This is a genomic window from Mycobacteroides saopaulense, assembly GCF_001456355.1.
Taxonomy (GTDB): domain Bacteria; phylum Actinomycetota; class Actinomycetes; order Mycobacteriales; family Mycobacteriaceae; genus Mycobacterium; species Mycobacterium saopaulense.
Window position 1 is genome coordinate 1,068,499 of the sequence record NZ_CP010271.1, and the last position, 23,269, is coordinate 1,091,767.

Consider the following 23,269-nt stretch of genomic DNA (forward strand, 5'->3'; position numbering starts at 1 on the left):
GAGGACAATCGTGACCGAAGTTCCACCACCCCCGCCGCAGGATCCGGGTGCATACCCGCCGCCTCCTCCGGCGGCCGGTGCACCAGCCCTGCCGGGCGGTAATTTCGAAATCTGGATCCGGCGTGTCGGTGCCTGGATCATCGATCTCATTCCGTACGCAATCCTCGTTGGGATCGGCCAGCTGATCGCCGGTGCGACGATGACGTCCGACACCGAGTGCGTTGGTGAGGTCTACGGAGATCCCATGAGCGGCGGCGGGATGAGTTTCACCAGCTGCAGCGCCGGATACACTGGCGTCGGCTACGCTGCGCTGTTCGTGTTCTGGCTCCTGGGCATCGGATGGCTCATCTGGAACTGGGGCTTGAAGCAGGGCACCACCGGATCGAGCATCGGTAAGGGCCTGCTCGGTATCCGGGTCCTCGGAGAGGCGACCGGTCAGCCGATCGGATTTGGCATGTCCGTCGTCCGATCGCTGGCTCACATTCTTGACGCGATCATCTGTTACATCGGCTTCTTGCTGCCGCTGTTCACCGCGAAGCGCCAGACGATCGCCGACATGCTAGTGAAGACCGTCGTCGTTCCCAAGTAGAAGTAATCCGTCAGGCGGCGCTGGGCTGTCTCACCTTCACCGGTCCGGTATAGGCTCGGACCCGATGAGTGAGCAGCGCAGCGCCGCCGACGCGTCTCGGTGGCAAGGGTTTTCCACACGGGCCATCCACGGTGGCTTCCACGCCGATCCGCAGACCGGCGCGGTGAACGTGCCGATCTACGCCAGCTCGACCTTCGCCCAGGACGGCGTCGGTGAGCTGCGTGGCGGTTTCGAATACGCACGCACCGGCAACCCGACGCGTGCGGTCCTCGAATCCTCCCTGGCGGCACTGGAAGACGCCCACTTCGGCAGGGCGTTCGCGTCCGGGATGGCCGCCACCGACTGCGTGTTGCGCGCCCTGCTGCGGCCCGGCGATCACCTGATCATCCCCAACGACGCCTACGGCGGCACCTTCCGCCTGATCGACAAGGTGTTCTCGCAGTGGGGAATTAGTCATACACCGGTGCCGGTGGCCGATGTCGACGCCATTGCCGCGGCGATCACCCCCAGTACCAAGCTGATCTGGCTGGAGACACCCACCAACCCCCTGCTGAGCATCGCCGACATTGCGGCAGTATCCCAGGTGGCAACCGAGCACTCCGTGAAGCTCTTGGTGGACAACACCTTCGCCTCGCCCGCCTTGCAGCAGCCGCTGAACCTCGGCGCCGACATCGCGCTGCATTCGACCACCAAATACATCGGCGGACATTCCGATGTGGTGGGTGGCGCGTTGCTCACCAACGACGAGGAACTGGACACCGCGTTCGCGTTCCTGCAGAACGGCGCCGGTGCCGTGCCGGGTCCGTTCGATGCCTACCTGACCTACCGGGGCATCAAGACGCTGGCCTTGCGCATGCAGCGGCACAGCGAGAACGCCCAGGCGGTCGCCGAGTTCCTGGCCGGTCACCCGGCCGTCGCGCAGACGATCTACCCGGGGCTGGACAGCCACCCCGGGCACGCGGTCGCGGCAAAGCAGATGCGTGGATTCGGCGGCATGGTCAGCGTGCGATTGGCGGGCGGGCGACAGGCTGCGCTCGACTTGTGCTCGCGAACAGAACTTTTCATTCTGGCTGAGTCCTTGGGCGGTGTGGAGTCGCTGATCGAGCACCCGGGCGCTATGACGCACGCGTCGACGGCCGGCTCGCTGCTGGAGGTGCCCGAGGATCTGGTGCGGCTGTCGGTCGGTATCGAAGAGGTGGGTGACCTGATCGGCGACCTGGAACAGGCGTTGCGTTAGCTCATCGAATGCAGGGCCGCAGAGATCACCGCGGCGGTCACCGCGAGATTGACCGCCGGGCCGCGATTGTCGCGAGTCTGGGCCGCCCATCCGCCGTCGGCGATGGTCTGCGACCACCGGGACACCTGCTGCTTGCCGACGGGATCGAGGCTCAAGATCGCGTCGAATCCGTTGACCCCGTGCAGCACTGCGATGATCGCGGCGGTGCTGGGCGCGGGCGGCGCGTAGTGGAACAGCACGTCCGTGACGCCCTGGCGCACGGCATTCGCGCGTTCGTTGTTGGTCACCGGCCAGTACTTCTCGGGGAAGAGTCGGCTGCCCATGCGGACCGTGTGGATATCGCCGGTGATCTCCAGCCGGTGCAGCATCTGCGAGTTCACCCCGCGGCCGACCTTGGTGATCGCCTCGGCGGGGCTCATCGGCCGCCGTCGGAGCCGGTGTACGGCACGGTCGAGCACCGGATCGCCCGTATGCGGGGCGTTGAGCACCAGCAGATGGCCGGCCTTCGCCGGCTCGCCGTGGGTGGCCGGTCGAACGCGTTGGGCCAGAGCAAGATCCAGCACGATGGCGGCGGCCAGGGCCTGCGAGCGCCGATTCTTGTCCAGCAGCGGCCGTCCCGAGGCATTGTTCAGCAACAGAAGCAGGAGGTCCTCCGCAATCTGTGGCATGAGGGGACAATAGCGGCAGAACTGGTGACATGATGCCTGGCATGGGCATTGAGGCAGCGGGAGCAACAGGGTTGGTGTCGGTCCAGGAGATTCAGGAGGTGGCCGATCGCCTGGCCCCTGTGATACGGCGCACACCGATGGTGGCCTTCCGTGCGCTCAGCGACCGCTGCGGGCACGAGGTGCGGCTCAAGTGTGAAAACTTGCAACGCACAGGATCTTTCAAACCGCGCGGTGCCTACAACCGGATCAGCCTGCTACCCGGTGACCAGCGGGTGAACGGCGTGGTGGCGGCCAGTGCCGGTAATCACGCCCAGGGCGTGGCCTGGGCCGCGACCACGCTGGGCATTCAGTCCACGGTGTTCATGCCGGTCGGGGCCGCGCTGCCCAAGATCGTCGCGACCCGCGCCTACGGCGCGACCGTGCACCTCACCGGTGCCACCATCGACGACGCGCTGCTGGCCGCCACGGAGTTCGCAGCCGAGACCGGAGCGGTACTGATCCATCCGTTCGATCATCGCGACGTCGTCGCCGGGCAGGCCACCGTCGGGCTGGAGATCTTGGAGCAGCTTCCGGAGGTGGGCACCATCGTGGTGCCCGCGGGTGGTGGCGGGCTCGTCGCGGGTATCGCGGCGGTGGTCAAGGCCGCCCGGCCGGAGGTGCGGATCGTCGCGGTGCAGGCCGCGGGGGCGGCCGCCTGGCCGGTGTCGCTCAAAGCCGGGCATCCGGTGGCGCTGGAGTCCATGGAGACCATGGCCGACGGCATCGCGGTCGGCAAGCCGGGTGCGGTCCCTTTCGAGCATGTGGCCGCTTTGGTCGACGACGTGGTGACGGTCAGCGAGGAGGCGCTCTCGCGCGGGCTGCTGCTCTGCCTGGAGCGGGCCAAGCTGGTGGTGGAACCGGCCGGTGCCGCCGCGGTGGCCGCCCTGCTCACCCTGTCCGCCGAGGAGCTGGGCCTCACCGGATCGGTGTGCGCGGTGCTCTCGGGCGGAAACATCGACCCGCTGCTGCTCACCCATGTCATAACGCACGGTCTGCGGGCGGCCGGGAGGTATCTGACGGTGCGGGTGACCGTGGCCGACGCGCCGGGTGGTCTCTCGGGTCTCCTGGACGTGTTCCGGGGGTCCGGTGCCAGCGTCGTGGACGTCACGCACTGGCGCAACAGTGAGCGGCTGCGGCTGGGCGAGGTGGATGTGTTGGCGACCGTCGAGACACGGGGCCCAGAACACCGTCAGGCCGTCCTCGACGCAATCGTCGCGGCCGGCCTGACGGTTCAAGAAGAGCGGTAGGTGAATCCTTACTCGTGGTAAGGCTCGGCGCTGACCAGCGTCACCTTCACCTCGGTGCCGTTGGGCACCGTGTAGCTGCGGGTCTCGCCGACCTTGGCGTCGATCAGGGCCCCACCGAGCGGTGAGCTGGGTGAGTACACCTCGAGCTTGCCGTCCTTGACGCCCTCCTGGCGGGTGGCGATCAGGAAGGTCTCGGTGTCGCCCTTGTCGCCGTCGTAGTAGACCTTGACGACGGAACCGGGCAGCGCGACGCCGGACTGTGTCGGTGCCTCACCCACCTTGGCGTTGTTCAGCAGTTCCTGCAGCTGACGGATGCGCGCCTCCTGCTGGCCCTGTTCTTCGCGGGCAGCGTGGTAGCCGCCGTTCTCGCGCAGGTCTCCCTCTTCGCGGCGCTCGTTGATCTCGGCGGCGATGACGGGGCGGTTGGCGATCAGTTGGTCGAGTTCCGCCTTGAGCCGATCATGTGACTCCTGGGTCAGCCAGGTCACCTGGGTGTCGGTCATGGTGCAGGTACTCCTTGTCTCAGGCCAGCAACGTCCACTGGCGCTCATCTATCGGGTGCCGGGTTGGGTGCATTGCTGCGGGTTTGACTCTCCAAAATGCAGCAATACACGGTCCCAGCAGGGATCCGTGTATCCGCCCAGCATACCACTGTCGCTGTGATGTTCAGCCCATTTTTGATGGAGGTTTGCCCGATGTGAACGTTGCCGACGTGTGGCTGATGGCGGTCGGCGCCGTTCTGCTGGGCCGATCGCGGGCAGTTTTGGGTCAGGATGCGATCAGATAGGGCGGAACCGCCAGGCTGCAGCCGTAGACATCCCCGGTCACCGGGGGCCGCGTCGTCTTTACCAGGGCTGTGACCGGCACGGATCGTTCCGAGGACGGCGGCACCAGCACCTCGCGCCGTCCCGTCTCGCTGCCGTCGATGGAGCGGGCGCGCAGGATGCAGACCGCGGGCTTGGACGGGTCTTTACGTTCCACCGAGGCAGTAACGGAGACCGTCGAGGAGTCCACCAGCTTGTAGGCGGAAAGTTCGCCCTTGACGTCTCCGGGGCCCAATCGGCTATATCCGATCGCAGCGATCCCGACCCCGGCCACGATCACCAATGCGGTCAGCCCGATGGCGATCCAGCGGCCGCGGCCGGGCCTGGCGGGCTTGGTGCCGTATCGCTCTTGCGGCCTGTCCATGGAACCAACCGTATGACGGCCATACCGGGATGGAACGATGGGGGCGCGAGAGCAGTGACGGGCTGACAGAAAGAGGCGGGCGCACGGGTGACCGGATTGCGATTGATGGCGGTGCACGCCCACCCCGATGACGAGGCCAGCAAGGGCGCCGCGACCACGGCCCGGTACGCCGCCGAGGGTCATGACGTCTTGGTGGTGACGCTGACGGGCGGCGAGCGCGGCGACATCCTGAACCCCGCCATGGACCGTCCCGAGGTCGCCGCCAACATCGGGACCATCCGCCGCGAGGAGATGGCCAAGGCCGCCGCCGAGCTCGGCGTGCGTCACCGCTGGCTCGGCTACGTGGACTCGGGATTGCCGCAGGGCGACCCGTTGCCCCCGCTGCCGTCGGATTCTTTCGCGCTGGTGCCCATCGAAGAGCCGATCGCCAAGCTGGTTGCGGTGGTCCGAGAGTTCCGTCCGCACGTCATGACGACCTATGACGAGAACGGTGGCTATCCGCACCCGGATCACATCCGGTGCCACGACGTGTCGATGGCGGCCTTCGAGGCCGCGGCGGACCCGGAGCAGTTCCCGGAGGCGGGTGAGCCGTGGACCGTCAGCAAGATCTACTACAACCACGGATTCATGCGGGCGCGTATGCAATTGCTCAACGACGAGTGCAAGAAGCATGGCTACAAGGGCCCATTCGATGAATGGCTTGAGCGCTGGCCGGCCGATGACGACACCTTCGATCGTCGGGTGACCACCCGGGTGCCCTGCGCCGACTTCTTCGACGCACGAGACGCCGCCCTGCGCGCGCATGCCTCGCAGATCCCGCCGGACAGTAGCTTTTTCGCGGTTCCGCGTGAGTTCGAGCGGCGGCTGTGGCCCACCGAGGACTTCGAGCTCGCGAAGTCACGCGTGCCGACGAGCACCCCCGAGGACGACTTGTTCGCAGGAGTTGAAACCGCATGATGTTGATGGACGCCGTACTGGTGCTCGCCGATGAGAAGAGCCCGACCAACGTCGGCCCGGATTTCGGAAAGGCCGGCCCATTCGGGTTGACGGTGGTGGTGCTGCTGCTGGTGGGCACCTTCTTCCTGATCCGGTCGATGAACGCGCATCTGCGCAAGTTGCCGGAGACGTTCGATCCCGAGCATCCCGAGGCCGACCAGGCCGTCGACGACGGCACCGTCGGGACGGCCGCGGAGGAACCCGAAACGCCTTCGGATTCCGCCGATCAGCGGGGCGACGATCGTTAACCGGCTCGGCGCGGCGACCAGTCCCTATCTGCGCCAGCATGTCGACAACCCGGTGCACTGGCAGCAGTGGACGCCGGAGGCGTTGGCCGAAGCGCAGTCTCGCGATGTGCCGATCCTGCTGTCGATCGGGTACGCGGCCTGCCACTGGTGTCACGTGATGGCCCACGAGTCCTTCGAGGACGACGAGGTGGCCGCGGTCATGAACGCCGGGTTCGTCAACATCAAGGTCGACCGCGAAGAGCGACCCGACCTGGACGCCGTCTACATGAATGCCACCGTCGCGATGAACGGCCAGGGTGGCTGGCCCATGACGTGCTTCCTCACCCCGGACGGACGGCCCTTCTACACCGGGACCTATTACCCGAAACAGGGCTTTCTACAGTTGCTTTCGGCGGTACGCGAGACGTGGGAGCTGCGCCGCGGCGAGGTGGAAGAGGCGGCGTCGAGCATCACGGGGCAGCTACGCGAGATGTCCGGCCGTCTGCCCGCGGGACCCGGGGTGGATGCCGCGCTGTGCGATGCCGCGATCACCGCGATTCTTCCGGCCGAGGACATGCGCTTCGGGGGCTTCGGTGGCGCACCGAAGTTTCCGCCGTCGTCTCTGCTGGAGGCGCTGCTGCGCGGATACGAACGCACGGCGGACGCCACGGTGCTCGGGGTGGTGGCGCGGACCGCGACGGCGATGGCGCGCGGCGGCATCTACGACCAGTTGGCCGGGGGCTTCGCGCGATACAGCGTGGATGCGGCCTGGGTGGTGCCGCACTTCGAGAAGATGCTGTACGACAACGCGCTGCTGCTGCGGGTCTATGCGCACTGGGCGCGCCGCACCGACGACGCACTGGCGCGGCGAATCGCCTCGGAGACAGCCGATTTCCTGCTGCAGGAGCTGCGCGTCGGCGACCTGTTCGTCTCCTCACTGGATGCCGATGTCGACGGCTCGGAAGGCTCTACCTATGTGTGGACGCCCGCGCAGCTTGCCGACGTTCTCGGCGGCGAGGATGGCGATTGGGCCGCAGCGCTGTTCGAGGTGACGCCGGCGGGAACATTCGAGCACGGCAGTTCGGTGCTGCAGCTGTTGCGCGACCCCGATGACGTGGAGCGATGGCGGCGCGTGCGTGCGGCACTGCTGGCGGAGCGACTACGGCGCGTGCAGCCCGGCCGCGACGACAAGGCCATCACCGCATGGAACGGTCTGACGATCACGGCGCTCGTGGAAGCGTCGGTCGCCCTGGATCGTGACGACCTGCTCGACGCGGCGGCCGGTTGCGCCGCCGAGCTGTTGGCCTTGCATCTGCGTGACGGGCGGCTGCGGCGTGCCAGTCTGGGCGGGCAGGTCTCCGACGGGGACGGCGTACTGGAGGACTACGGCACGCTGGCCACCGGTTTGCTAGCGCTGTATCAGGTGACCGGGCAATGGCGCTGGCGTGAGGCGGCTGCGCAGCTGCTGGACACCGCGCTCGATCACTTCACCGATCCGGAATCGCCCGGTGCGTGGTTCGACGTCGCCGATGATGCCGAGCAACTGGTGCTGAGACCGAGCGATCCGCTGGACGGCGCCACTCCGTCCGGGGCGTCGTCGGTAACCGAGGCCCTGCTCACCGCCGGTTATCTGCTGGAGGACTCCCGCTACCGGGAAGCCGCGAACGCCTCACTGTCTGCGGCATCCATGGCGCTGGCCCGCGCACCGCGCTCGGCCGGCCACTGGCTGGCGGTGGCCGAGGCCGCGGTCCGGGGCCCGATCCAGGTGGCGGTGGCCTGCGACCCCGCGACCTCACCGCTGCTGCGGCAGGCGCGACTGTCGGCCCCCGGTGGCGCGATTGTGGTTGGCGGGGTGAAGGATTCGAGCGAGCTGTTGCGCGACAGAGGCCTGGTGGGCGATGTCGAGGCCGCCTACGTGTGCCGGGGTACCGTCTGCGATCTCCCGGTCACCGGGACCCAACAATTAGACGCCGCGTTGGGTAGGTAGCGTCCCGGGCATGACCGTTACCCGCGAGCAAGTTCTCGCCGTCGTCCAGAGCTACTGCGATCTACTCACCACAGGTACCGCGGCGCAGATCGCCGACCTGTATGCCGACGACGCGACCGTGGAGGATCCGCTGGGCGCCGACGTGCTCAAGGGCCGCGAGGCCATCCAGGGCTTCTACGCCACCATCGAGCCGCTGGACCGTCACGGCGAGCTGAAGCTGGTGCGGGCCACCGACAACGAGGCCGCGTTCAACTTCGAGCTGACCATCAAGCACGAGAACGGTGGCATGGTGATCGCGCCCATCGACGTGATGACCTTCAACGACGAAGGCAAGATCACCTCGATGCGGGCCTTCTGGACCCAGGACGACATCAAGCAGCTCTAGACCGCTTGCGGCGCTGTATGTTCGCCGCATGACTGCCTCTGCACGCGACCAGCTCGAGGGGCTGGGCTTCCTCTACAGCTATCTGCAGCGAGTCTTCGTCTTCACCAGGACGATGCAGATGCTGGACCCGCAACGCCCTGTCGACGTGAATGCCGACGAGCTCAAGGCGGCCCTCGATCTCGTCGGCGATACGGTCCGGCAGTTCGATTTCGAGAGTGGGCTGAGCGTGGCGCGACGTGCGGCGCTCAGCCCGATCATCGCGGCGGTGCGTGGCTGGATCGACGGGAACCGGCCACAGCCGAATGACTCGCGTGCGCGGGCGATCGCGCACGCCGCAAGTACGGCCTACTTTGACGAGCACCTGAACTCGGCTCGTATTCACCTTGGCGACCACTACGACGCCGACTATGCCGACTACTGCAGGCAGCGCATCCTGCTGCTCCAGGCTTGGGTTCGGCAGGTGAGTTCGATCGTCGGGAAAACCGCGGACGGGGTGCCCTTAACGGGTGACGAGGAATCGGCACTCGGCCGCGTCGTCCACGCGATGGCTGCCGACGACGCCGAATCTGTTGTCCGGAACTTCGCCACGGTTCAGGCGGTGCTCGCGTGAGGAGTCGTTACGCGAAGACGGCGAACCACACCGCGATGTAGTGGCATGTCGCGGCGATGACCGTTGCCGCGTGGAAGAACTCGTGGTGGCCGAAGTGCAGTGGCCACGGGTTGGGCCACTTCGCGGCGTACAGGATGGCGCCGATGCTGTACAGGGCGCCGCCGACGATCAGCAGTACCACCGCGGCCACCCCGGCGCCGTTCAGCAGTGTGGGGAAGAAGCCGACCGCCACCCAACCGAGCAGCAGGTACAGCGGCACCCCCACCCACCGTGGTGCGGTCGGCCAACACATCTTCAAGATCACTCCGGCCAGCGCGCCGCCCCACACGATGGCCAGCACCAAATTGCCCTCCGAAGGCGGCATCGCCAGCATCGCGAAGGGCGTGTAGCTGCCCGCGATGAATACGAAGATCATCGAATGATCCAGCCGCTTCATCCAGGTGCGCGTGGTCGGAGATTTCCAGTTGACGCGGTGATAGGCGGCGCTGACCCCGAAGACGCCCAGCACGGTGAGGCTGTAGATCGCGGTCGCCAGACCGGCCTTCGGTGACCGCACCGACCACGCGACCGACACCAGCACGATGCCGGTGACGATGGCGATCACACAGGCATAGAAATGGATCCAGCCGCGGGCCTTGGGTTTGATCGGCAGCGTCTCGATACCGCCGACGAGCGCCGCCATCGGGAGCGAGAGTTCGGAGGTCGGTGCTTCGGGTGCAGGAGACTCATCGGTGCCGGTGCCTCTTCGCGCAAGCTGGGGGTCCCTCCCGCCTGCGGGGGCCTCATCGGTCTGCATGCGTCACAGTATCCCTTCCCTACCTAAACCCAGTTTGTGAATGTTGTGTGCAGATCCATATCTGCTGCTCCGGCCCGCGGACGGCTCGCTAGGCTGGATCCGTGGAGATCATCCCGCCGACGCTGAAAGAACCGCTGTACAAGCTCTACGAAATGCGGCTCCGCCAGGAGCTGGCCAAGGCGTCGAAACCGCGGCATATCGCCGTCCTGTGTGACGGCAACCGTCGTTGGGCACGCTCGGCCGGGTACACCGACGTCAGCCACGGATACCGGATGGGCGCCCGCAAGATCGGCGAGATGCTGGGCTGGTGTCAGGACGCCGGTGTGGAGATGGCCACCGTGTATCTGCTGTCGGCGGAGAATCTGACCCGCGATCCCGATCAGCTCGGCGAGCTGCTGGAGATCATCACCGATGTCGTCGAGGAACTGTGCGCGCCGCAGAACAAGTGGAGTGTGCGTAGCGTCGGCGACCTTGATCTGCTGCCCGACGAGGTGGCCGAGCGCATGCGGCAGGCAGTGAAGTCGGCACCATCGGACGCCCGCTTCCATGTGAACGTCGCGGTCGGCTACGGCGGCAGGCAAGAGATCACCGATGCGGTGCGCACCCTGCTGAACAAGGAGTTGGCCAACGGCGCCACCGCCGAGCAGTTGGTGCAGGCGGTGACGGTCGATGCCATCTCCGAGAACTTGTACACCTCAGGGCAGCCCGACCCGGATCTGGTCATCCGCACATCGGGGGAGCAGCGCCTGTCGGGATTCCTGCTGTGGCAGAGCGCCTACTCGGAGATGTGGTTCACCGATGCGTACTGGCCCGAGTTCCGGCGGGTGGACTTCCTGCGCGCGCTGCGCGATTACGCCGCCAGAAACCGCCGGTTCGGGCAGTAGTCATCGTCGGCCCATGAGGCCGTCGATCTCCTCGACGGTCCAGATGGGGGCCTCCCGGTAGCCCAAGGGTGTTGGGACCTGACGTGTGAAACGTCCGATGAAACCGCCTGCCGCGAGGAATATCTGGCCCGTGATGCGGGTGGATAGGTCGCCGGCGAGATAGGCGTACAGCGGTGCCACGCATTCCGGCGGTGCCGGTGCGAGGGAGGCCTGCAGGGTCATCTCATCGAGTAGTCCCCGCGCGTGCAGATCGTGCAGGTGTGCGACGTATTCATCGCCCTCGGACAGCCGGGTGCGGGCGCCTGGGCAGATCACGTTCGCGCGCACACCGCTGCGTTTCAGTTCGGCGGCGATGGCCAGTGTCAGTCCGTTGACGGCCGCTTTGCCGGCCGGATACCCGGTACCGCCGTAAATACCCAGGGCTGCAGTTGATCCGGTGTTGACGATGGACCCGTGCCCCTGGGCCGCCATGAGCGGTGCGACGATGCGGCAGGTGTGGAACACCGTACCCAGATGTGCGTCGAGTAGCCGTTGAAACTCGTCGGGGGTGATGGTCAGGATGGATGAGCCGGTGGGTTCGGCCACGCCGGCGCAATTGATCAGCACGTCGATCCCGCCGTACCGGGCGTGGCAGGCGTCGATCAGATCCGTGGCAGTCCGCTGGTTGTCCGGGGACCCGACGAATCCGATCGCCGCGCCTCCGCTCGATGTGATCGCGCCGACTGTGTCGTCAACCGCATCGGCATGTCGGCCGTTGACCACCACATGGGCGCCACGGTCGGCGAGGAGTTGCGCGACCGCGCGGCCGATACCCCGGCTGCCGCCCACGACAACGCAATTGGGCATCAGTGTGTGACGGGACAGTAGGCCGTGTCGAACTTCTTGATGCCGTTGATCCAGCCCGAATGGAATCGCGGAGCATCCCCGATTCGCGAGATGTCCGGCATGCGGTCGGCGATCTTGTTGAAGATGATCTCCAGCTCCACCTTGGCGAGGTTGGCGCCCAGGCAATAGTGGGCACCCGTGCCGCCGAAGCCCAGGTGTGGGTTGGGATCTCGGCTGATGTCGAAGGTATGCGGGTTCTCGAAAACCTCTTCGTCGAAATTGGCCGACGGATACAGCATGACGACCCGCTCACCGGTCTTGATGGGGACTCCGCCGATCATGGTGTCTTGCAGGGCGGTCCGCTGTTGTGAGATCAACGGAGAGGTGTATCGGACGATCTCGTCGACAGCGGAGGCGGGACGGTCTCGTTTGAAAAGCTCCCACTGATCGGGGTGTTCCAGGAACGCCATCATGCCCATGGTGGTTGCGTTGCGGGTGGTTTCATTACCCGCGACCGAGAGCATCACGACGAAGAAGCCGAATTGTTCCGGGGTGAGTTGCTCGCCGTCGACCGTTCCGGACAACAGGCGGGAGACCACGTCGTTACCCGGACAGTCACGCCGCTGCTCGGCGAGTTGATAGGAGTACCCGAGGATTTGGGCGGCACCGATGCGCGGGTCGATCTCGACGTCAGCCTCGTCGTACCCCGTCATCTGATTGCTCCACTCGAAGAGCTTGACGCGGTCCTCTTCGGGAACGCCGATCAATTCGGCGATGGCCTGCATGGGTAGCTCGCTGGCCACCTCACGCACGAACTCGCCATGCCCACTTTCGAGGGCTGCCCGGACGATCCGCTCCGCCCGGTCCTCCAGCGTGATGCGCAACGCCGCGATGGAACGCGGGGTGAACATGCGGGACACCAGGCCGCGCAGCTGGGTGTGTTCGGGGGCGTCCTTGTTGATCAGTACCGACAGGGTGGCCTGGAACTCTTCCGGGCTGATGTGGTCCTCAAGGCGCGGAATGGCGCCCTTGCGACCCGAGGAGAAGATGTCGGTGTGCAGCGAGACTTCCCGCACATCACGGTGTTTGGAGATCACCCAGTAGCCGTCGTCGGCGAATCCGCCGACCGTGCGCGGCTGGGGGTTCCACCAGACGGGTGCTTCGCGACGAAGCATCGCGAACTCCTCGTGCGGCATCCGGTCCCCGTACAGATTGGGATCGGTGAAATCGAATCCCTCCGGCAGGCCCAGCTCCGCAGCGGTCTTCATGGCGGTCACCAGAGGGGCACCGGAGTCTTGCCCAGGGGGTAGTAGCCGGGCACCTTCTCGCCCGACAGGCCGCGCTGGATGCGCTTCTGCATGCCCTCGCTGAGCTTGCCCGCCTTGATGAGGTCCATGTACAGGGCCGAGACATGGCCGAAGTCGAAGAAGTCGCGCTGCCAATTCCACTGGCCGTTGCCGGCATACCGGAACCAGCTGCCACCGATTCCGTAGACGGTTCGGTCGTCATCGCAAACTCCGTCGATCTGGCCGGCTACTTGCTTCCAGAATCCGATGACCTCGCCCTGCTTGTCGTCGACGATCACCTTCTGATACGGGTACGTCCAGCCTTCCAGGCCCTCCATCTCCTGGCCGAGTGCGATGTCGCGTATCTCGTCGATTCCGACGCACATCACGTCTTCCTTGGGGCCGATGTTCCAGCCGTATGTGGCGTCATCGGTGTAGAAGCGTGCCAACGGTTTCCAGTCACCCGCCTTCTCGGCGTCCAGGTTGGCCTGCAGCCAGTCCGCGACGACATCGTCGAGTTCCTGGCGGGGGAATTGCGGCATCGTTGACGCTCCTATTTCTCGGTGATGAACAAAGCTCTGGCGGGACATTCCTCGACCGCCCGCTCGATCTCGTCGCGGGCCTCATCGGGTGGTTCGTTGTTGAGGATTTCGACGGTTCCGCGCTTGGGCACGCGGAAGTAGTCGGGGGCTTCCAGCTCACACATGGCATGCCCCTGGCAGAGGTCGGTGTCCACGTCGACCCTGAAAGGCATTCCTCAGGCCCCTCGGCGCCGGTAACGAACCTTGGCCGGCTGTGCCAACTGCACCACCATCTTGGAGTGGTCGTTGTGGTACGAGTCGGCGGGCTGGGCCATCTCGAACTCGTACTCGCGCAACAGCACCGAGAAAATCGCCTTGATCTGCATGGTGGCGAAGGCGGCCCCCACGCAGCGATGACGCCCCGCGCCGAACGGTATCCACGTCCAGCGGTTGACGATGTCTTCCTGGCGTGGCTTCTCGTAGCGGTCGGGCACGAAGCCGTCCGGGTTCGGGAAGTCCTCGGCGATCCGATTCGAGACGGCGGGGGAGGCGGCCACCATGTCCCCGTCGTGAATGGGGAATCCGCCCACCTCGAATTCGCCCTTGGCGACCCGCATCAGGATGATCAGGGGCGGGTGCAGTCGCAGGGTCTCTTTGAGTACGTTCTCCAACTTCGGGATCTGACGCAACGCGTGGAAACTCACCTCGCTGCCGTCCGCATACAGCTCGTTGAGCTCGTCGATCACCTGAGCCTGGATGTCCGGGTGCCGCAGCAGTTCGATGAGCACCCAGGAGGCCGTCCCGGAGCTGGTGTGGTGCCCGGCGAACATCATGGAGATGAACATGCCGGTGATCTCGTCGGCGGTGAAGCGGGGATTGCCATCCTCGTCTTTGATCATGATGAGCACGTCGAGCATGTCGCGCTGGCTCTTGTCGGTGGGGGAATCAGCGGACCGTTGTACTCGGCCGTTGATTATCTCTTGAACCAGCGCCACCAAACCCGTTCGCGCCTCGTCGCGCTGGCGGAAGCTCTCGATCTCCAGGTAGGGGTCCACGTAGCACAGCGGATCGGTGCCCTGCTCCAGCTGGTGGTACAGACGGGCGAACCGGTCGTCGAGTTCATCGCGAAACTTCTTGCCGATCAGGCAGGCCGAGGAGGTGTAGATGGTCAGCTCGGCGAAGAAGTCCAGCAGGTCGATTTCGCCGCTCTCGCCCCAGCGCGAGATCATCTGCCGGACTTCGTTTTCGATGGTGGCGGCGTGCCCCTTCATCTGTTCGCCGCGCAGCGCCGCGTTGTGCAACATCTCCTTGCGGCGCTCGGGATCGGCGTCGAACACCACGCCCTTGCCGAAGATCGGCGTCATGAACGGATAGGCCTCGGCCTGATCCAGATCCTCGTCACTGGAGCGGAAGAAGAACTCGTTGGCCTCGGCGCCCGAGAGGAAGACCACCTGCTTGTCGGCGAGCTGGAAGGTGCCGACATTTCCGCATTCCTCGCGGATGCGCTTCATCAGCGCGATGGGATCGGTGCGGAACTCTTCGAGGTGGCCGTACTGGTCGTGGCCGCCGGAGACCCGGGGAACGGTGGGGGTTGTCATGACGGCATGCCCTCCTCGCCGAGTTCAAGTTTCTGTTTGTCCGCTGGTGCGTCCGCCAGCGGCGCCTCGGGCTGCACTTCCATCTCCGGAATGTGGGCGCCCCTGGGAGTTTCGGCGACAAAGGCCACCGCACGGGCGATATCGGAGGGACGCAGGAAGTAGGAGTGACGGGCCTGGCCCCACGTCTTCCAGTCCTCCAGCATGGGGCCGACCTGTTCGGCGGACAGCTGCCAGCCCATGGAGGTCAGGGTCGGGCCGGGGTGCACTATCGAGGCACGCACCCCGGTGCCTTCCAGTTCCATGCGCATGGTGTTCACCATGGCCAGCAGGGCGGCCTTGGCCGCGCCGTATGCACCCATGTGTGGGCGCTGATGCAGCGCGACATCCGAGCCGATGAAGATGACGTCTCCTCGTCGTCTCGACACCATGTCCGGCAACACCGCCGTGGCCAGCTGGTTGGCACCCAGCAGATGCACCTGAATCTGCGCGGCGAAGGTCGCGGCGCTCATCTCGTGCACACGGCCGGGATACATGTCCCCGGCACCCGATACCAGCAGGTCGATCTCGCCCAGCGTGTCGATGCTCTGCGCGACAAACGATTTCACAGAGTCCGCGTCGGTGACGTCCAAGGGGAACGCGACGGCTTCGCCGCCGTCGGCCTGGATCTTCTCGACGAGCTCGGTCAACTTGTCGACCCGCCGGGCGCCGAGCGCCACCGGAAATCCCCGGCCGGCGAGTTCGATTGCCGCCGCTGCGCCGATGCCCGACGACGCGCCGGCGATGATCGACGGTCGCCGGTCCGGATGTGGCTCGAATCGGGGCATCAGTGTCCCTCTCTCAACTGCACGGTCATGGGCAGATGGGCGAATCCGCGAACATTGCTGGAATGCACACGTACGGAATTGCTTTCGTCGATCTCGTAACCGCTGATCCGGGTGAACAGTTCGGTCAGGGCCACCTTGGCCTCCATCCGCGCGAGGTGTGCGCCGAGGCAGAAGTGTGCTCCGCTGCCGAAGCTCACCAGCTTGGCGCCGATCTCGCGTCCGATGCGGTACTCGTCGGGATCGTCGAACACCCGGTCATCGCGGTTGGCCGAGCCAGGGAGCAACAGCACGATGTCCCCGGCGGGGACCGTGGTGTCGTAGAACGTCATATCTTCCGCGACGGTGCGCGCCAGGATCTGGCTGGAGGTGTCGTAGCGCAGCGACTCTTCCACCCACAGCGGTATCCGGTCGTGGTCGGCGTGCACGGCGGCGAGCTGGTCGGGATTGCGGTGCCCCCAATACACGGCGTTGGCCAGCAGTTTGGTGGTCGTCTCGTTGCCGGCGATCACCATCAGGAACAGGAAGGCGAGCACCTCCTCGTCGGTGAGCCGGTCGCCGTCGATTTCTGCCTGCAGCAGAGCGGAAGTCAGGTCTTCGGAGGGGCTGCGGCGTCTTTCTCGGACCATGTCGACGTAGTAGGTCATCAGGTCGAATGACGCCTGGATGGCCTCGGGCGGTACGTCGGCCAGACCGTCTTCACGGTGCATGACGCCGTCGGCCAGTTCGCGGATGCGGGTCCGGTCGGCTTCCGGAACGCCCATCAGCTCGGAGATGACGTCCATCGGCAGCTTGCCCGCGTACTCTGCGATGAAGTCGAACGATCCGTCGGAGGCGTTGGCCAGCGCTCGTTCCAGGTGAGTGCGCGCCAGCGCGACGACCTGGTCCTCCAGCTCACGAATCCGTCGGGGGGTAAACCCTTTTGATACCAGGGTGCGCAGTCGCAGGTGCTCCGGATCGTCCATGGCGAGGAAGGACATGACCAGCTTGGCGTGTGGCCCGAACGATGCCTTGTCCATCGAGACGCCATTGGCGTTGGACAGCGCCTCGCTGTTCCTGAACCCCTGCAAGACATCCTGGTGCCGGGACAGGGCCCAGAAATTCAGATCGTTGTTGCGATACAGCGGTGCCTCGTCACGCAGTCGCCGGTAGTACGGGTACGGGTCTTCGTGGAAGTCGTAGTCGTACGGGTCGAAGACCAGCCGTGTGGCTGTCATGGCCGTTCTCCCAACATGAGATCCACGACGAAGGTGAGCTTGTCGGCGATCTGGTGATACGTGAAGGTGCCGCTGCCGGCGTGCATCAGTGCGCCGAAGAAGGTCATTTCGAGAGCCGACACAACCCGGGGATCGGCATCCGGTCCCATCGCGGAGCGGATACGACGATGGATCTCCAGCCCGATCTTGTCGCGAACGGCATGCACGGCCTCGTCGTTGTTGCTCAGCAGGGCGGTGGTGCACCCGGTCGCGATCTCGGGCTCGTCGGCGACGACCAGTGCCAGGCTCCGCAACGTCTGCGTGACTCGCGTGACCTGGCTGTCGTTGACGTCGGTGAAATACGGCGCCTCGTGGATGAGGTCGAGGTAGATCTCGGCGACGAGGTGACTCTTGGACGAGAAGTAGGTGTACGCCGTCGCGGGTGCGACCTTCGCCCGGGCGGCCACGCCGCGGATCGTCATGTCCGCGTAGGTGGTCTCGCCGAGCACCTCGCGACCCGCGGTGACGATCTTGCGAATGGTCTCTTCTTGCCGCCGGTTACGGGGTGTTTCACCTGTGAGGGCCACCACAACTTCACTGGACACGTGTCCAGATTAGCGCGTGACGTGGGATCGAGCAAGACGGTGCATGAAAAATGCTGTCTAACACTATTAATTGTGGCCGCTCTAGTCGCATCCTTGCCATGGCGGGATCTGCATGGTTATGGTTCTCGGGTAGGGAATGGACAAGTGTCCAGAATTGGAGACAAGGTGAGATGACGCTCCTGGCCGATGGCGAAAGCGAACTCTTCGTCGATGGAAAGCTGATCCCCGGCGGCGCCGGACGGTTCCCGACGGTGAACCCGGCCACCGAAGAGGTGCTCGGAACCGCGGCCGACGCCGATGCCGACGACATGGGCAGTGCGATCGACGCGGCGCGGAGGGCGTTCGATGACAGCGACTGGTCCCGGGATGTGGCACTGCGCGTGCACTGCCTCCGTCAGCTGCGCGACGGGATGAAGGCCCATATCGAGGAGCTGCGCGAACTGACCATCGCCGAAGTGGGTGCGCCCCGGATGCTCACCGCGGGTGCTCAGCTCGAAGGCCCGGTCGACGATCTGGAATTTGCCGCCGAAACAGCGCAATCGTATGACTGGAATACCGATCTCGGTGTGGCCTCGCCGATGGGTATCAAGACGCAGCGCACCCTCGCGCGTGAGGCCGTCGGCGTGGTCGGCGCGGTGACGCCGTGGAATTTTCCGCACCAGATCAACCTCGCCAAGGTGGGACCCGCGTTGGCCGCCGGCAACACCCTGATACTCAAGCCCGCTCCGGATACTCCCTGGTGTGCGGCGGTGCTGGGGCGAATCATTTCCGAACACACCGACTTTCCGCCGGGCGTCTTCAACATCGTGACTTCCAGTGATCACCGGATCGGTGCGCAGTTGTCGACCGATTCCCGGGTCGACATGGTGTCGTTCACCGGTTCGACGGCGACCGGACGTGCGGTGATGACCGATGCGGCCGCCACCGTCAAAAAGGTGTTCCTCGAACTCGGGGGCAAGTCTGCATTCATCGTGCTCGACGATGCCGAGCTCGGCGCGGCTTGTTCGGTCGCGGCGTTCACGGCCGCGATGCACGCCGGGCAGGGATGCGCCATCACCACCAGGCTGGTGGTTCCGCGTGCACGCTACGAGGAGGCGGTGCAGGCGGCAGCCGCCACGATGGGCTCGCTCAAGCCGGGGGATCCCACGAAACCGGGAACGATCTGCGGTCCGGTCATTTCGGCGCGCCAGCGCGACCGGGTCCAGTCCTATCTGGATCTGGCTGTCGCCGAGGGCGGTTCGTTCGCCTGCGGCGGTGGCCGCCCGGAGGGCCGGGACCGGGGATTCTTCATCGAACCCACCGTGGTCGCCGGGCTCACCAACGATGCGCGGGTGGCACGCGAAGAGATCTTCGGCCCGGTGCTGGTGGTGATCGCCCACGACGGCGATGACGACGCGGTCCGGATCGCCAACGACTCGCCGTACGGTCTGTCCGGGACGGTGTTCAGCGGCGACGACGAGCGTGCGGCGCGAGTGGCGTCACGGCTGCGGGTCGGGACGGTGAACGTCAACGGCGGAGTCTGGTATTCGGCCGACGTGCCCTTCGGCGGCTACAAGCAATCGGGTAACGGCAGAGAGATGGGCGTCGCCGGTTTCGAGGAATACCTGGAAACCAAAGTCATTGCAACGGCTGTGAAATAGAGGAGATCTCATGGGAGAGTTCGAGGGCAAGGTCGCCATCGTCACCGGCGCCGCACAGGGCATCGGCGAGGCATACGCACACGCGTTGGCCCGTGAGGGCGCGGCGGTGGTGGTTGCCGATATCAACACCGAGATGGGTGAGGGTGTCGCCAAGCAGATCGTCGCCGACGGCGGCAAGGCGATTTTCGCCAGTGTTGACGTGTCCGACCCCGATTCGGCAATAGCCATGGCGGACAAGGCGGTCGCAGAGTTCGGCGGTATCGACTACCTGGTGAACAACGCCGCCATCTACGGCGGCATGAAGCTCGATCTGCTGCTGTCGGTGCCGTGGGACTACTACAAGAAGTTCATGAGCGTGAACCAGGATGGCGCGCTGGTGTGTACCCGGGCGGTGTACAAGCACATCGCCAAGCGTGGCGGCGGCGCCATTGTCAACCAATCATCCACGGCTGCCTGGTTGTACTCGGGGTTCTACGGGCTGGCCAAGGTAGGCATCAATGGTCTGACGCAGCAGCTTTCGCGTGAACTGGGTGGCCAGAAGATTCGCATCAACGCCATCGCGCCGGGGCCCACCGACACCGAGGCCACCCGCGGCACGGTGCCTGAGCAGTTCCGCAGCGAGCTCGTAAAGAACATCCCGCTGAGCCGCATGGGCACCGTCGACGACATGGTAGGCATGTGCCTGTTCCTGTTGTCGGACAAGGCGTCCTGGATCACGGGCCAGGTGTTCAACGTTGACGGCGGACAGATCATCCGGTCATGACGCAGTCTGCTCTCTCACTCGGATATATCGGTCTGGGCAACATGGGTGCGCCCATGGCCCAGCGGCTTGTCGACTGGCCCGGCGGCCTGACGGTCTTCGATCTGCGGGCCGAGACCATGGCGCCGCTTGTCGAGGCCGGCGCGCGTTCGGCGGAAAACCTGGCCGATGTCGCCGATGCCGACCTCATCAGTGTCACCGTGCTGGACGACGCACAGGTACGTGAGGTAGTCGGTGAGCTGGCCACCAAGGCCAAGCCCGGCACCATCATCGCGATTCACTCCACGATCAGTGATGCGACGGCGGTGCAACTCGCCAACGAGCTGGCGCCGAAGCAGATTCACGTCATCGATGCGCCGGTGAGCGGGGGTGCACCCGGCGCGCACAAGGGCGAGCTGGCCACCATGGTGGGTGCCGACGACGAGACGTTCGCGAGGGTCAAGGAACCGTTCTCGAAATGGGCGTCGTTGGTGATCCACGCCGGTGCGCCGGGCGCAGGCACCCGAATGAAGCTTGCGCGCAACCTCCTACATTTCGTCGCCTTCACCGCGGCGGGCGAGGCCCAGCGCCTGGCCGAGAGCTGCGGATTGAACATCGCCGACCTGGGCAAGGTGGTTCGTCACACGGATGCCATCACCGGCGGGCCGGGGGCCATCATGCTGCGAGACACCACAGAGCCGGTGACATCGGACAGCTTCTGGTTCCCGATCTTCACGCATGTGCGTGGTCTCGGCGAGAAGGACCTGAGTCTGGCACTGGCGCTGGGGGAACAGCAGTCCGTCGAGCTGCCGCTGGCGGCGTTGGCCCGTGAACGGCTGGCGGCCAGTCTTGGTGTGCCACACACTGTGCCGTCTACCGAGGGAGAGATCCATGGATGAGCTGCGCCGCAAGGGCCTGGACAAGATGAAGGAGGTCTACGGCTGGGACATGCCGGACTTGCCCGGTGACTTTTTCAAGTACACCGCTGATCATCTCTTCGGCACCATCTGGGATCGTCCGGAGTTGTCGATGCGCGATCGCCGGTTGCTGCTTCTCGGCGCGGTGAGCGCCTTGGGACTCGACGAGATCCTGGAGATCCAGACAGGGGCCGCCCTGGCCAACGGTGAACTCACCGATGCCGAACTGCGCGAGGTCGCGCTGTTCATCACCCACTACGTCGGGTGGCCGCTGGGGCAACGGGTCAACAAGCACGTCGAGATGGCGATCGCGAAACGGTCCAAGGAATCTTCGGGTGACTAGCCGGTTCTCCGAGTTGTCCCGGGACCAGTTGGCGGTCCTGGTGCCGGAGCTGCTGTTGATCGGTCAGCTGATCGATCGTTCCGGAATGGCCTACTGCATACAGCATTTCGGACGCGAGGAGATGCTGCAGGTCGCCATCGAGGAGTGGGCGTCGTCCAGCCCGATCTACACCCGTCGCATGCAGAAGGCGCTGCGGTTCGAGGGCGACGACGTGATCACCATCTTCAAGGGTATGCAACTCGACATCGGCGCGCCGCCCCAGTTCATGGACTTCCGGTACACCGTGCACGACAAGTGGCACGGGGAGTTTCATCTTGACCACTGCGGTGCGCTGCTCGACGTCGAACCGCTCGGACCCGATTACGTGACAGGTATGTGCCACGACATCGAAGACCCCACTTTCGATGCGACGGCCTTTGCCACTAATCCGCATGCGCAGGTTCGTCCGATTCACCGGCCGCCGCGCACGCCCGCCGACCGGCATCCGCATTGTGCGTGGACGGTGACCATCGACGAGTCGTATCCGGCGGTGTCCGGAATCCCGGCCCTGGACGTCGTCGGCGCATCGATCGCCGCCGGTTGGGAGTTGGGAGAGATCGATCCCGCCGACGTAGGAGCCTCCGACTACGCCGGACCGCTGCTGTCGGACTTGGACTTCGGTGCGTTCTCACATTCGGCACTGGTGCGGATAGCCGACGAGATTTGCCTGCAGATGCACCTACTGTTCCTCGGGTTCTCGATCGCCGTGCACAAGCGGGCAGATTCGGAGCTGGCGCGCACTATCTGTACCCAGCAGCTCATCGGGCTGGCGGGCGTCGCGGGTGCGCGGATCAAGCAGGCGCTGCGATTACCCGGCGGGATCGAGGGTGTCCTCCGGGTACTTCAGGTGCACCCGCTGTTGAGTCCGATTGGCTATGTGAATGCCGAAATCTCCGGCGGTCAGCTCCACGTGTGGGAGTCACCCGCGCACGAGGACCAGGCCTGGATATCGCTGTGCGGCCCGTCCGAAACGCGACCGTTGCAGGCCATCGCCACGGCGGTCGATCCGCACATCGGCGTGGAGGTTTCCGGCGATACCGCGGAGTGGACGGCCTCCTTCGTCGAACACGACGGTGAGGACAGGTTGCTGCCCGAGGTGATGATCGCCAATGTCAGTGGGGGAGCACGGTTCGTTTTCGAGCCCCGCAAGTCGTTGCCGCTGACCGTGGTGTGAGGCGGACGCGTCGCCTAAGACGCCGAGATGACACTCACGCGGGTGATTTCGCCCGATTCCCGGCATGAGTGTCATCTCGCGGGAACTCGTTGAGGACGCGTTGCGTTGACGGCCAATGCTCGCTGCCCAGGCGGAATTCGATCGCCAGCTCGCCCACCTGACCGACCTCGGATACCCCCTCGCCGAGAATGCCACCCTGCTTCGCGCCAGGGTCGCGGACCTTCCCGCCTCACGCGTCGATCCCGACGATCACATTCCCTTCGTCCTCGTCGTCACCGGAACCAGCTACGAACAGACCGCGCCGATGATGAGCCTGGATGGCCGCAAGGGTTTTCACGTCCTGGACGCCGGCGATGTCGATGTGTACCAACCGATTGTGGATATCCCGCAACAGGCGTATCTGCTCACCGATATCGATACCGGCAGCGAGTTCTGCAATGTCACACCGGAGTCCGCGTTGGCGACGATCAGTACACGCGGACGCACGCCGCTCACCATCGACGAGGGCATCGCGTTGGTGACCTTGCGCCCGGATATGTTGCGCAAGAACAAGTGTTTCTCGCTGGCAGCTTCGCGCGGGAAGGGGCAGCGGGTACCGGCGATCTGGATATCCGATCGGCGGCCGAAGCTCGGGTGGTGCTGGGATCGCAATCCGCACACCTGGCTGGGCACCGCCTCATGCGGTGGCCGGGTGCCCTGTTAGGTCGCCGAC

General features: G+C 65.3%; 28 protein-coding genes. 15 read left to right on the forward strand and 13 right to left on the reverse strand.

Annotated features, from left to right (window positions below; all coding sequences use genetic code 11):
* Positions 1-10: 10 nt before the first annotated feature.
* Both MYCSP_RS05365 and MYCSP_RS05370 read left to right on the forward strand, forming a co-directional pair.
* Positions 11-589 carry an RDD family protein gene (locus MYCSP_RS05365; protein WP_088413336.1) on the forward strand — a complete coding sequence of 193 codons (579 nt, stop codon included), beginning with the start codon at positions 11-13 and terminating at the stop codon, positions 587-589.
* Positions 590-653: 64 nt separating this feature from the next.
* Positions 654-1,826, forward strand: a complete 1,173-nt coding sequence (locus tag MYCSP_RS05370) for a cystathionine gamma-synthase (RefSeq protein WP_088413337.1) — start codon at positions 654-656, stop codon at positions 1,824-1,826.
* Here the strand turns inward: MYCSP_RS05370 and MYCSP_RS05375 are convergent.
* Both MYCSP_RS05375 and MYCSP_RS23455 read right to left on the reverse strand, forming a co-directional pair.
* A complete protein-coding gene (locus MYCSP_RS05375) occupies positions 1,823-2,494 on the reverse strand; it encodes a GOLPH3/VPS74 family protein (protein ID WP_083014614.1) in 672 nt (223 codons plus the stop codon). The genes MYCSP_RS05370 and MYCSP_RS05375 overlap by 4 nt on opposite strands.
* The gene (locus tag MYCSP_RS23455) at positions 2,455-2,670 is read right to left on the reverse strand and encodes a hypothetical protein (RefSeq protein WP_234795578.1); all 216 of its coding nucleotides are present in this window, start codon (positions 2,668-2,670) and stop codon (positions 2,455-2,457) included. Before MYCSP_RS23455 ends, MYCSP_RS05375 begins: the two co-directional genes overlap by 40 nt.
* Here MYCSP_RS23455 and ilvA point away from each other — a divergent pair.
* The gene (gene ilvA, locus MYCSP_RS05380) at positions 2,632-3,780 is read left to right on the forward strand and encodes a threonine ammonia-lyase (protein ID WP_234809129.1); all 1,149 of its coding nucleotides are present in this window, start codon (positions 2,632-2,634) and stop codon (positions 3,778-3,780) included. The genes MYCSP_RS23455 and ilvA overlap by 39 nt on opposite strands.
* 8 nt (positions 3,781-3,788) lie before the next feature.
* Here the strand turns inward: ilvA and greA are convergent, their stop codons facing one another.
* Together greA and MYCSP_RS05390 are read right to left on the reverse strand one after the other, a co-directional pair.
* Positions 3,789-4,283, reverse strand: coding sequence for a transcription elongation factor GreA (gene greA / locus MYCSP_RS05385; RefSeq protein WP_070912811.1), 495 nt, complete (start codon positions 4,281-4,283; stop codon positions 3,789-3,791).
* A gap of 265 nt (positions 4,284-4,548) precedes the next feature.
* Positions 4,549-4,968 carry a DUF4307 domain-containing protein gene (locus tag MYCSP_RS05390; RefSeq protein ID WP_070912810.1) on the reverse strand — a complete coding sequence of 140 codons (420 nt, stop codon included), beginning with the start codon at positions 4,966-4,968 and terminating at the stop codon, positions 4,549-4,551.
* Positions 4,969-5,055: 87 nt separating this feature from the next.
* Here MYCSP_RS05390 and mca point away from each other — a divergent pair, with 87 nt between their 5' ends.
* The 5 genes from mca to MYCSP_RS05415 are packed head-to-tail and all read left to right on the forward strand — an operon-like array spanning position 5,056 to position 9,173.
* Positions 5,056-5,925 carry a mycothiol conjugate amidase Mca gene (gene mca, locus MYCSP_RS05395; RefSeq protein WP_070912809.1) on the forward strand — a complete coding sequence of 290 codons (870 nt, stop codon included), beginning with the start codon at positions 5,056-5,058 and terminating at the stop codon, positions 5,923-5,925.
* Positions 5,922-6,212, forward strand: coding sequence for a hypothetical protein (locus tag MYCSP_RS05400; RefSeq protein ID WP_070912808.1), 291 nt, complete (start codon positions 5,922-5,924; stop codon positions 6,210-6,212). The genes mca and MYCSP_RS05400 overlap by 4 nt, the downstream gene beginning before the upstream one ends.
* Complete coding sequence (locus MYCSP_RS05405) at positions 6,190-8,178, forward strand: thioredoxin domain-containing protein (protein ID WP_407661687.1); 1,989 nt, start codon at positions 6,190-6,192, stop codon at positions 8,176-8,178. Before MYCSP_RS05400 ends, MYCSP_RS05405 begins: the two co-directional genes overlap by 23 nt.
* Before the next feature lie 10 nt (positions 8,179-8,188).
* Entirely contained in the window at positions 8,189-8,563 is a 375-nt protein-coding gene (locus MYCSP_RS05410; protein WP_070912806.1) for a nuclear transport factor 2 family protein, read from the forward strand.
* A 28-nt stretch (positions 8,564-8,591) separates the two neighbouring features.
* Positions 8,592-9,173: a hypothetical protein gene (locus MYCSP_RS05415; RefSeq protein ID WP_070912805.1), complete on the forward strand. Its 582-nt coding sequence runs from the start codon at positions 8,592-8,594 to the stop codon at positions 9,171-9,173.
* 7 nt (positions 9,174-9,180) lie between these two features.
* On the opposite strand, the gene trhA is transcribed toward MYCSP_RS05415, so the two are convergent.
* Entirely contained in the window at positions 9,181-9,855 is a 675-nt protein-coding gene (trhA, locus tag MYCSP_RS05420) for a PAQR family membrane homeostasis protein TrhA (protein WP_070912804.1), read from the reverse strand.
* Between the two features lie 215 nt (positions 9,856-10,070).
* Here trhA and MYCSP_RS05425 point away from each other — a divergent pair, with 215 nt between their 5' ends.
* On the forward strand, positions 10,071-10,853 hold the full coding sequence (locus MYCSP_RS05425) for an isoprenyl transferase (RefSeq protein ID WP_070912803.1): 783 nt from the start codon (positions 10,071-10,073) through the stop codon (positions 10,851-10,853).
* Here the strand turns inward: MYCSP_RS05425 and MYCSP_RS05430 are convergent, their stop codons facing one another.
* Genes MYCSP_RS05430 through MYCSP_RS05465 form a run of 8 tightly spaced genes read right to left on the reverse strand, consistent with a single transcriptional unit; the run spans position 10,854 to position 17,705 of the window.
* Positions 10,854-11,699 (reverse strand): SDR family NAD(P)-dependent oxidoreductase, encoded by an 846-nt coding sequence (locus tag MYCSP_RS05430; RefSeq protein ID WP_070912802.1) that lies wholly within the window; start codon positions 11,697-11,699, stop codon positions 10,854-10,856. It abuts the gene before it with no gap.
* On the reverse strand, positions 11,699-12,946 hold the full coding sequence (locus MYCSP_RS05435; RefSeq protein ID WP_209435427.1) for a cytochrome P450: 1,248 nt from the start codon (positions 12,944-12,946) through the stop codon (positions 11,699-11,701). Before MYCSP_RS05435 ends, MYCSP_RS05430 begins: the two co-directional genes overlap by 1 nt.
* A 5-nt stretch (positions 12,947-12,951) precedes the next feature.
* Positions 12,952-13,506: a hypothetical protein gene (locus MYCSP_RS05440; RefSeq protein WP_088413340.1), complete on the reverse strand. Its 555-nt coding sequence runs from the start codon at positions 13,504-13,506 to the stop codon at positions 12,952-12,954.
* An 11-nt stretch (positions 13,507-13,517) separates the two neighbouring features.
* On the reverse strand, positions 13,518-13,718 hold the full coding sequence (locus MYCSP_RS05445; RefSeq protein ID WP_083014629.1) for a ferredoxin: 201 nt from the start codon (positions 13,716-13,718) through the stop codon (positions 13,518-13,520).
* Between the two features lie 3 nt (positions 13,719-13,721).
* Entirely contained in the window at positions 13,722-15,083 is a 1,362-nt protein-coding gene (locus MYCSP_RS05450; RefSeq protein WP_088413341.1) for a cytochrome P450, read from the reverse strand.
* Positions 15,080-15,907: an SDR family oxidoreductase gene (locus MYCSP_RS05455; RefSeq protein ID WP_070912798.1), complete on the reverse strand. Its 828-nt coding sequence runs from the start codon at positions 15,905-15,907 to the stop codon at positions 15,080-15,082. Before MYCSP_RS05455 ends, MYCSP_RS05450 begins: the two co-directional genes overlap by 4 nt.
* Positions 15,907-17,121, reverse strand: coding sequence for a cytochrome P450 (locus MYCSP_RS05460; RefSeq protein WP_088413342.1), 1,215 nt, complete (start codon positions 17,119-17,121; stop codon positions 15,907-15,909). The genes MYCSP_RS05455 and MYCSP_RS05460 overlap by 1 nt, the downstream gene beginning before the upstream one ends.
* Positions 17,118-17,705, reverse strand: a complete 588-nt coding sequence (locus MYCSP_RS05465) for a TetR/AcrR family transcriptional regulator (RefSeq protein ID WP_070912796.1) — start codon at positions 17,703-17,705, stop codon at positions 17,118-17,120. The genes MYCSP_RS05460 and MYCSP_RS05465 overlap by 4 nt, the downstream gene beginning before the upstream one ends.
* Positions 17,706-17,875: 170 nt before the next feature.
* Here MYCSP_RS05465 and MYCSP_RS05470 point away from each other — a divergent pair, with 170 nt between their 5' ends.
* The 6 genes from MYCSP_RS05470 (at position 17,876) to MYCSP_RS05495 (ending at position 23,260) form a co-directional block, all read left to right on the forward strand.
* Positions 17,876-19,345 (forward strand): aldehyde dehydrogenase, encoded by a 1,470-nt coding sequence (locus MYCSP_RS05470; RefSeq protein ID WP_088413343.1) that lies wholly within the window; start codon positions 17,876-17,878, stop codon positions 19,343-19,345.
* A gap of 10 nt (positions 19,346-19,355) precedes the next feature.
* Positions 19,356-20,108, forward strand: a complete 753-nt coding sequence (locus MYCSP_RS05475; protein WP_083014647.1) for an SDR family oxidoreductase — start codon at positions 19,356-19,358, stop codon at positions 20,106-20,108.
* Complete coding sequence (locus tag MYCSP_RS05480; protein ID WP_083014650.1) at positions 20,105-20,983, forward strand: NAD(P)-dependent oxidoreductase; 879 nt, start codon at positions 20,105-20,107, stop codon at positions 20,981-20,983. The genes MYCSP_RS05475 and MYCSP_RS05480 overlap by 4 nt, the downstream gene beginning before the upstream one ends.
* On the forward strand, positions 20,976-21,344 hold the full coding sequence (locus MYCSP_RS05485; RefSeq protein WP_083014653.1) for a carboxymuconolactone decarboxylase family protein: 369 nt from the start codon (positions 20,976-20,978) through the stop codon (positions 21,342-21,344). The genes MYCSP_RS05480 and MYCSP_RS05485 overlap by 8 nt, the downstream gene beginning before the upstream one ends.
* Positions 21,337-22,557: a hypothetical protein gene (locus tag MYCSP_RS05490; protein WP_088413345.1), complete on the forward strand. Its 1,221-nt coding sequence runs from the start codon at positions 21,337-21,339 to the stop codon at positions 22,555-22,557. The genes MYCSP_RS05485 and MYCSP_RS05490 overlap by 8 nt, the downstream gene beginning before the upstream one ends.
* A 115-nt stretch (positions 22,558-22,672) precedes the next feature.
* The gene (locus MYCSP_RS05495) at positions 22,673-23,260 is read left to right on the forward strand and encodes a DUF5701 family protein (protein ID WP_088413346.1); all 588 of its coding nucleotides are present in this window, start codon (positions 22,673-22,675) and stop codon (positions 23,258-23,260) included.
* Positions 23,261-23,269 lie beyond the last annotated feature (9 nt).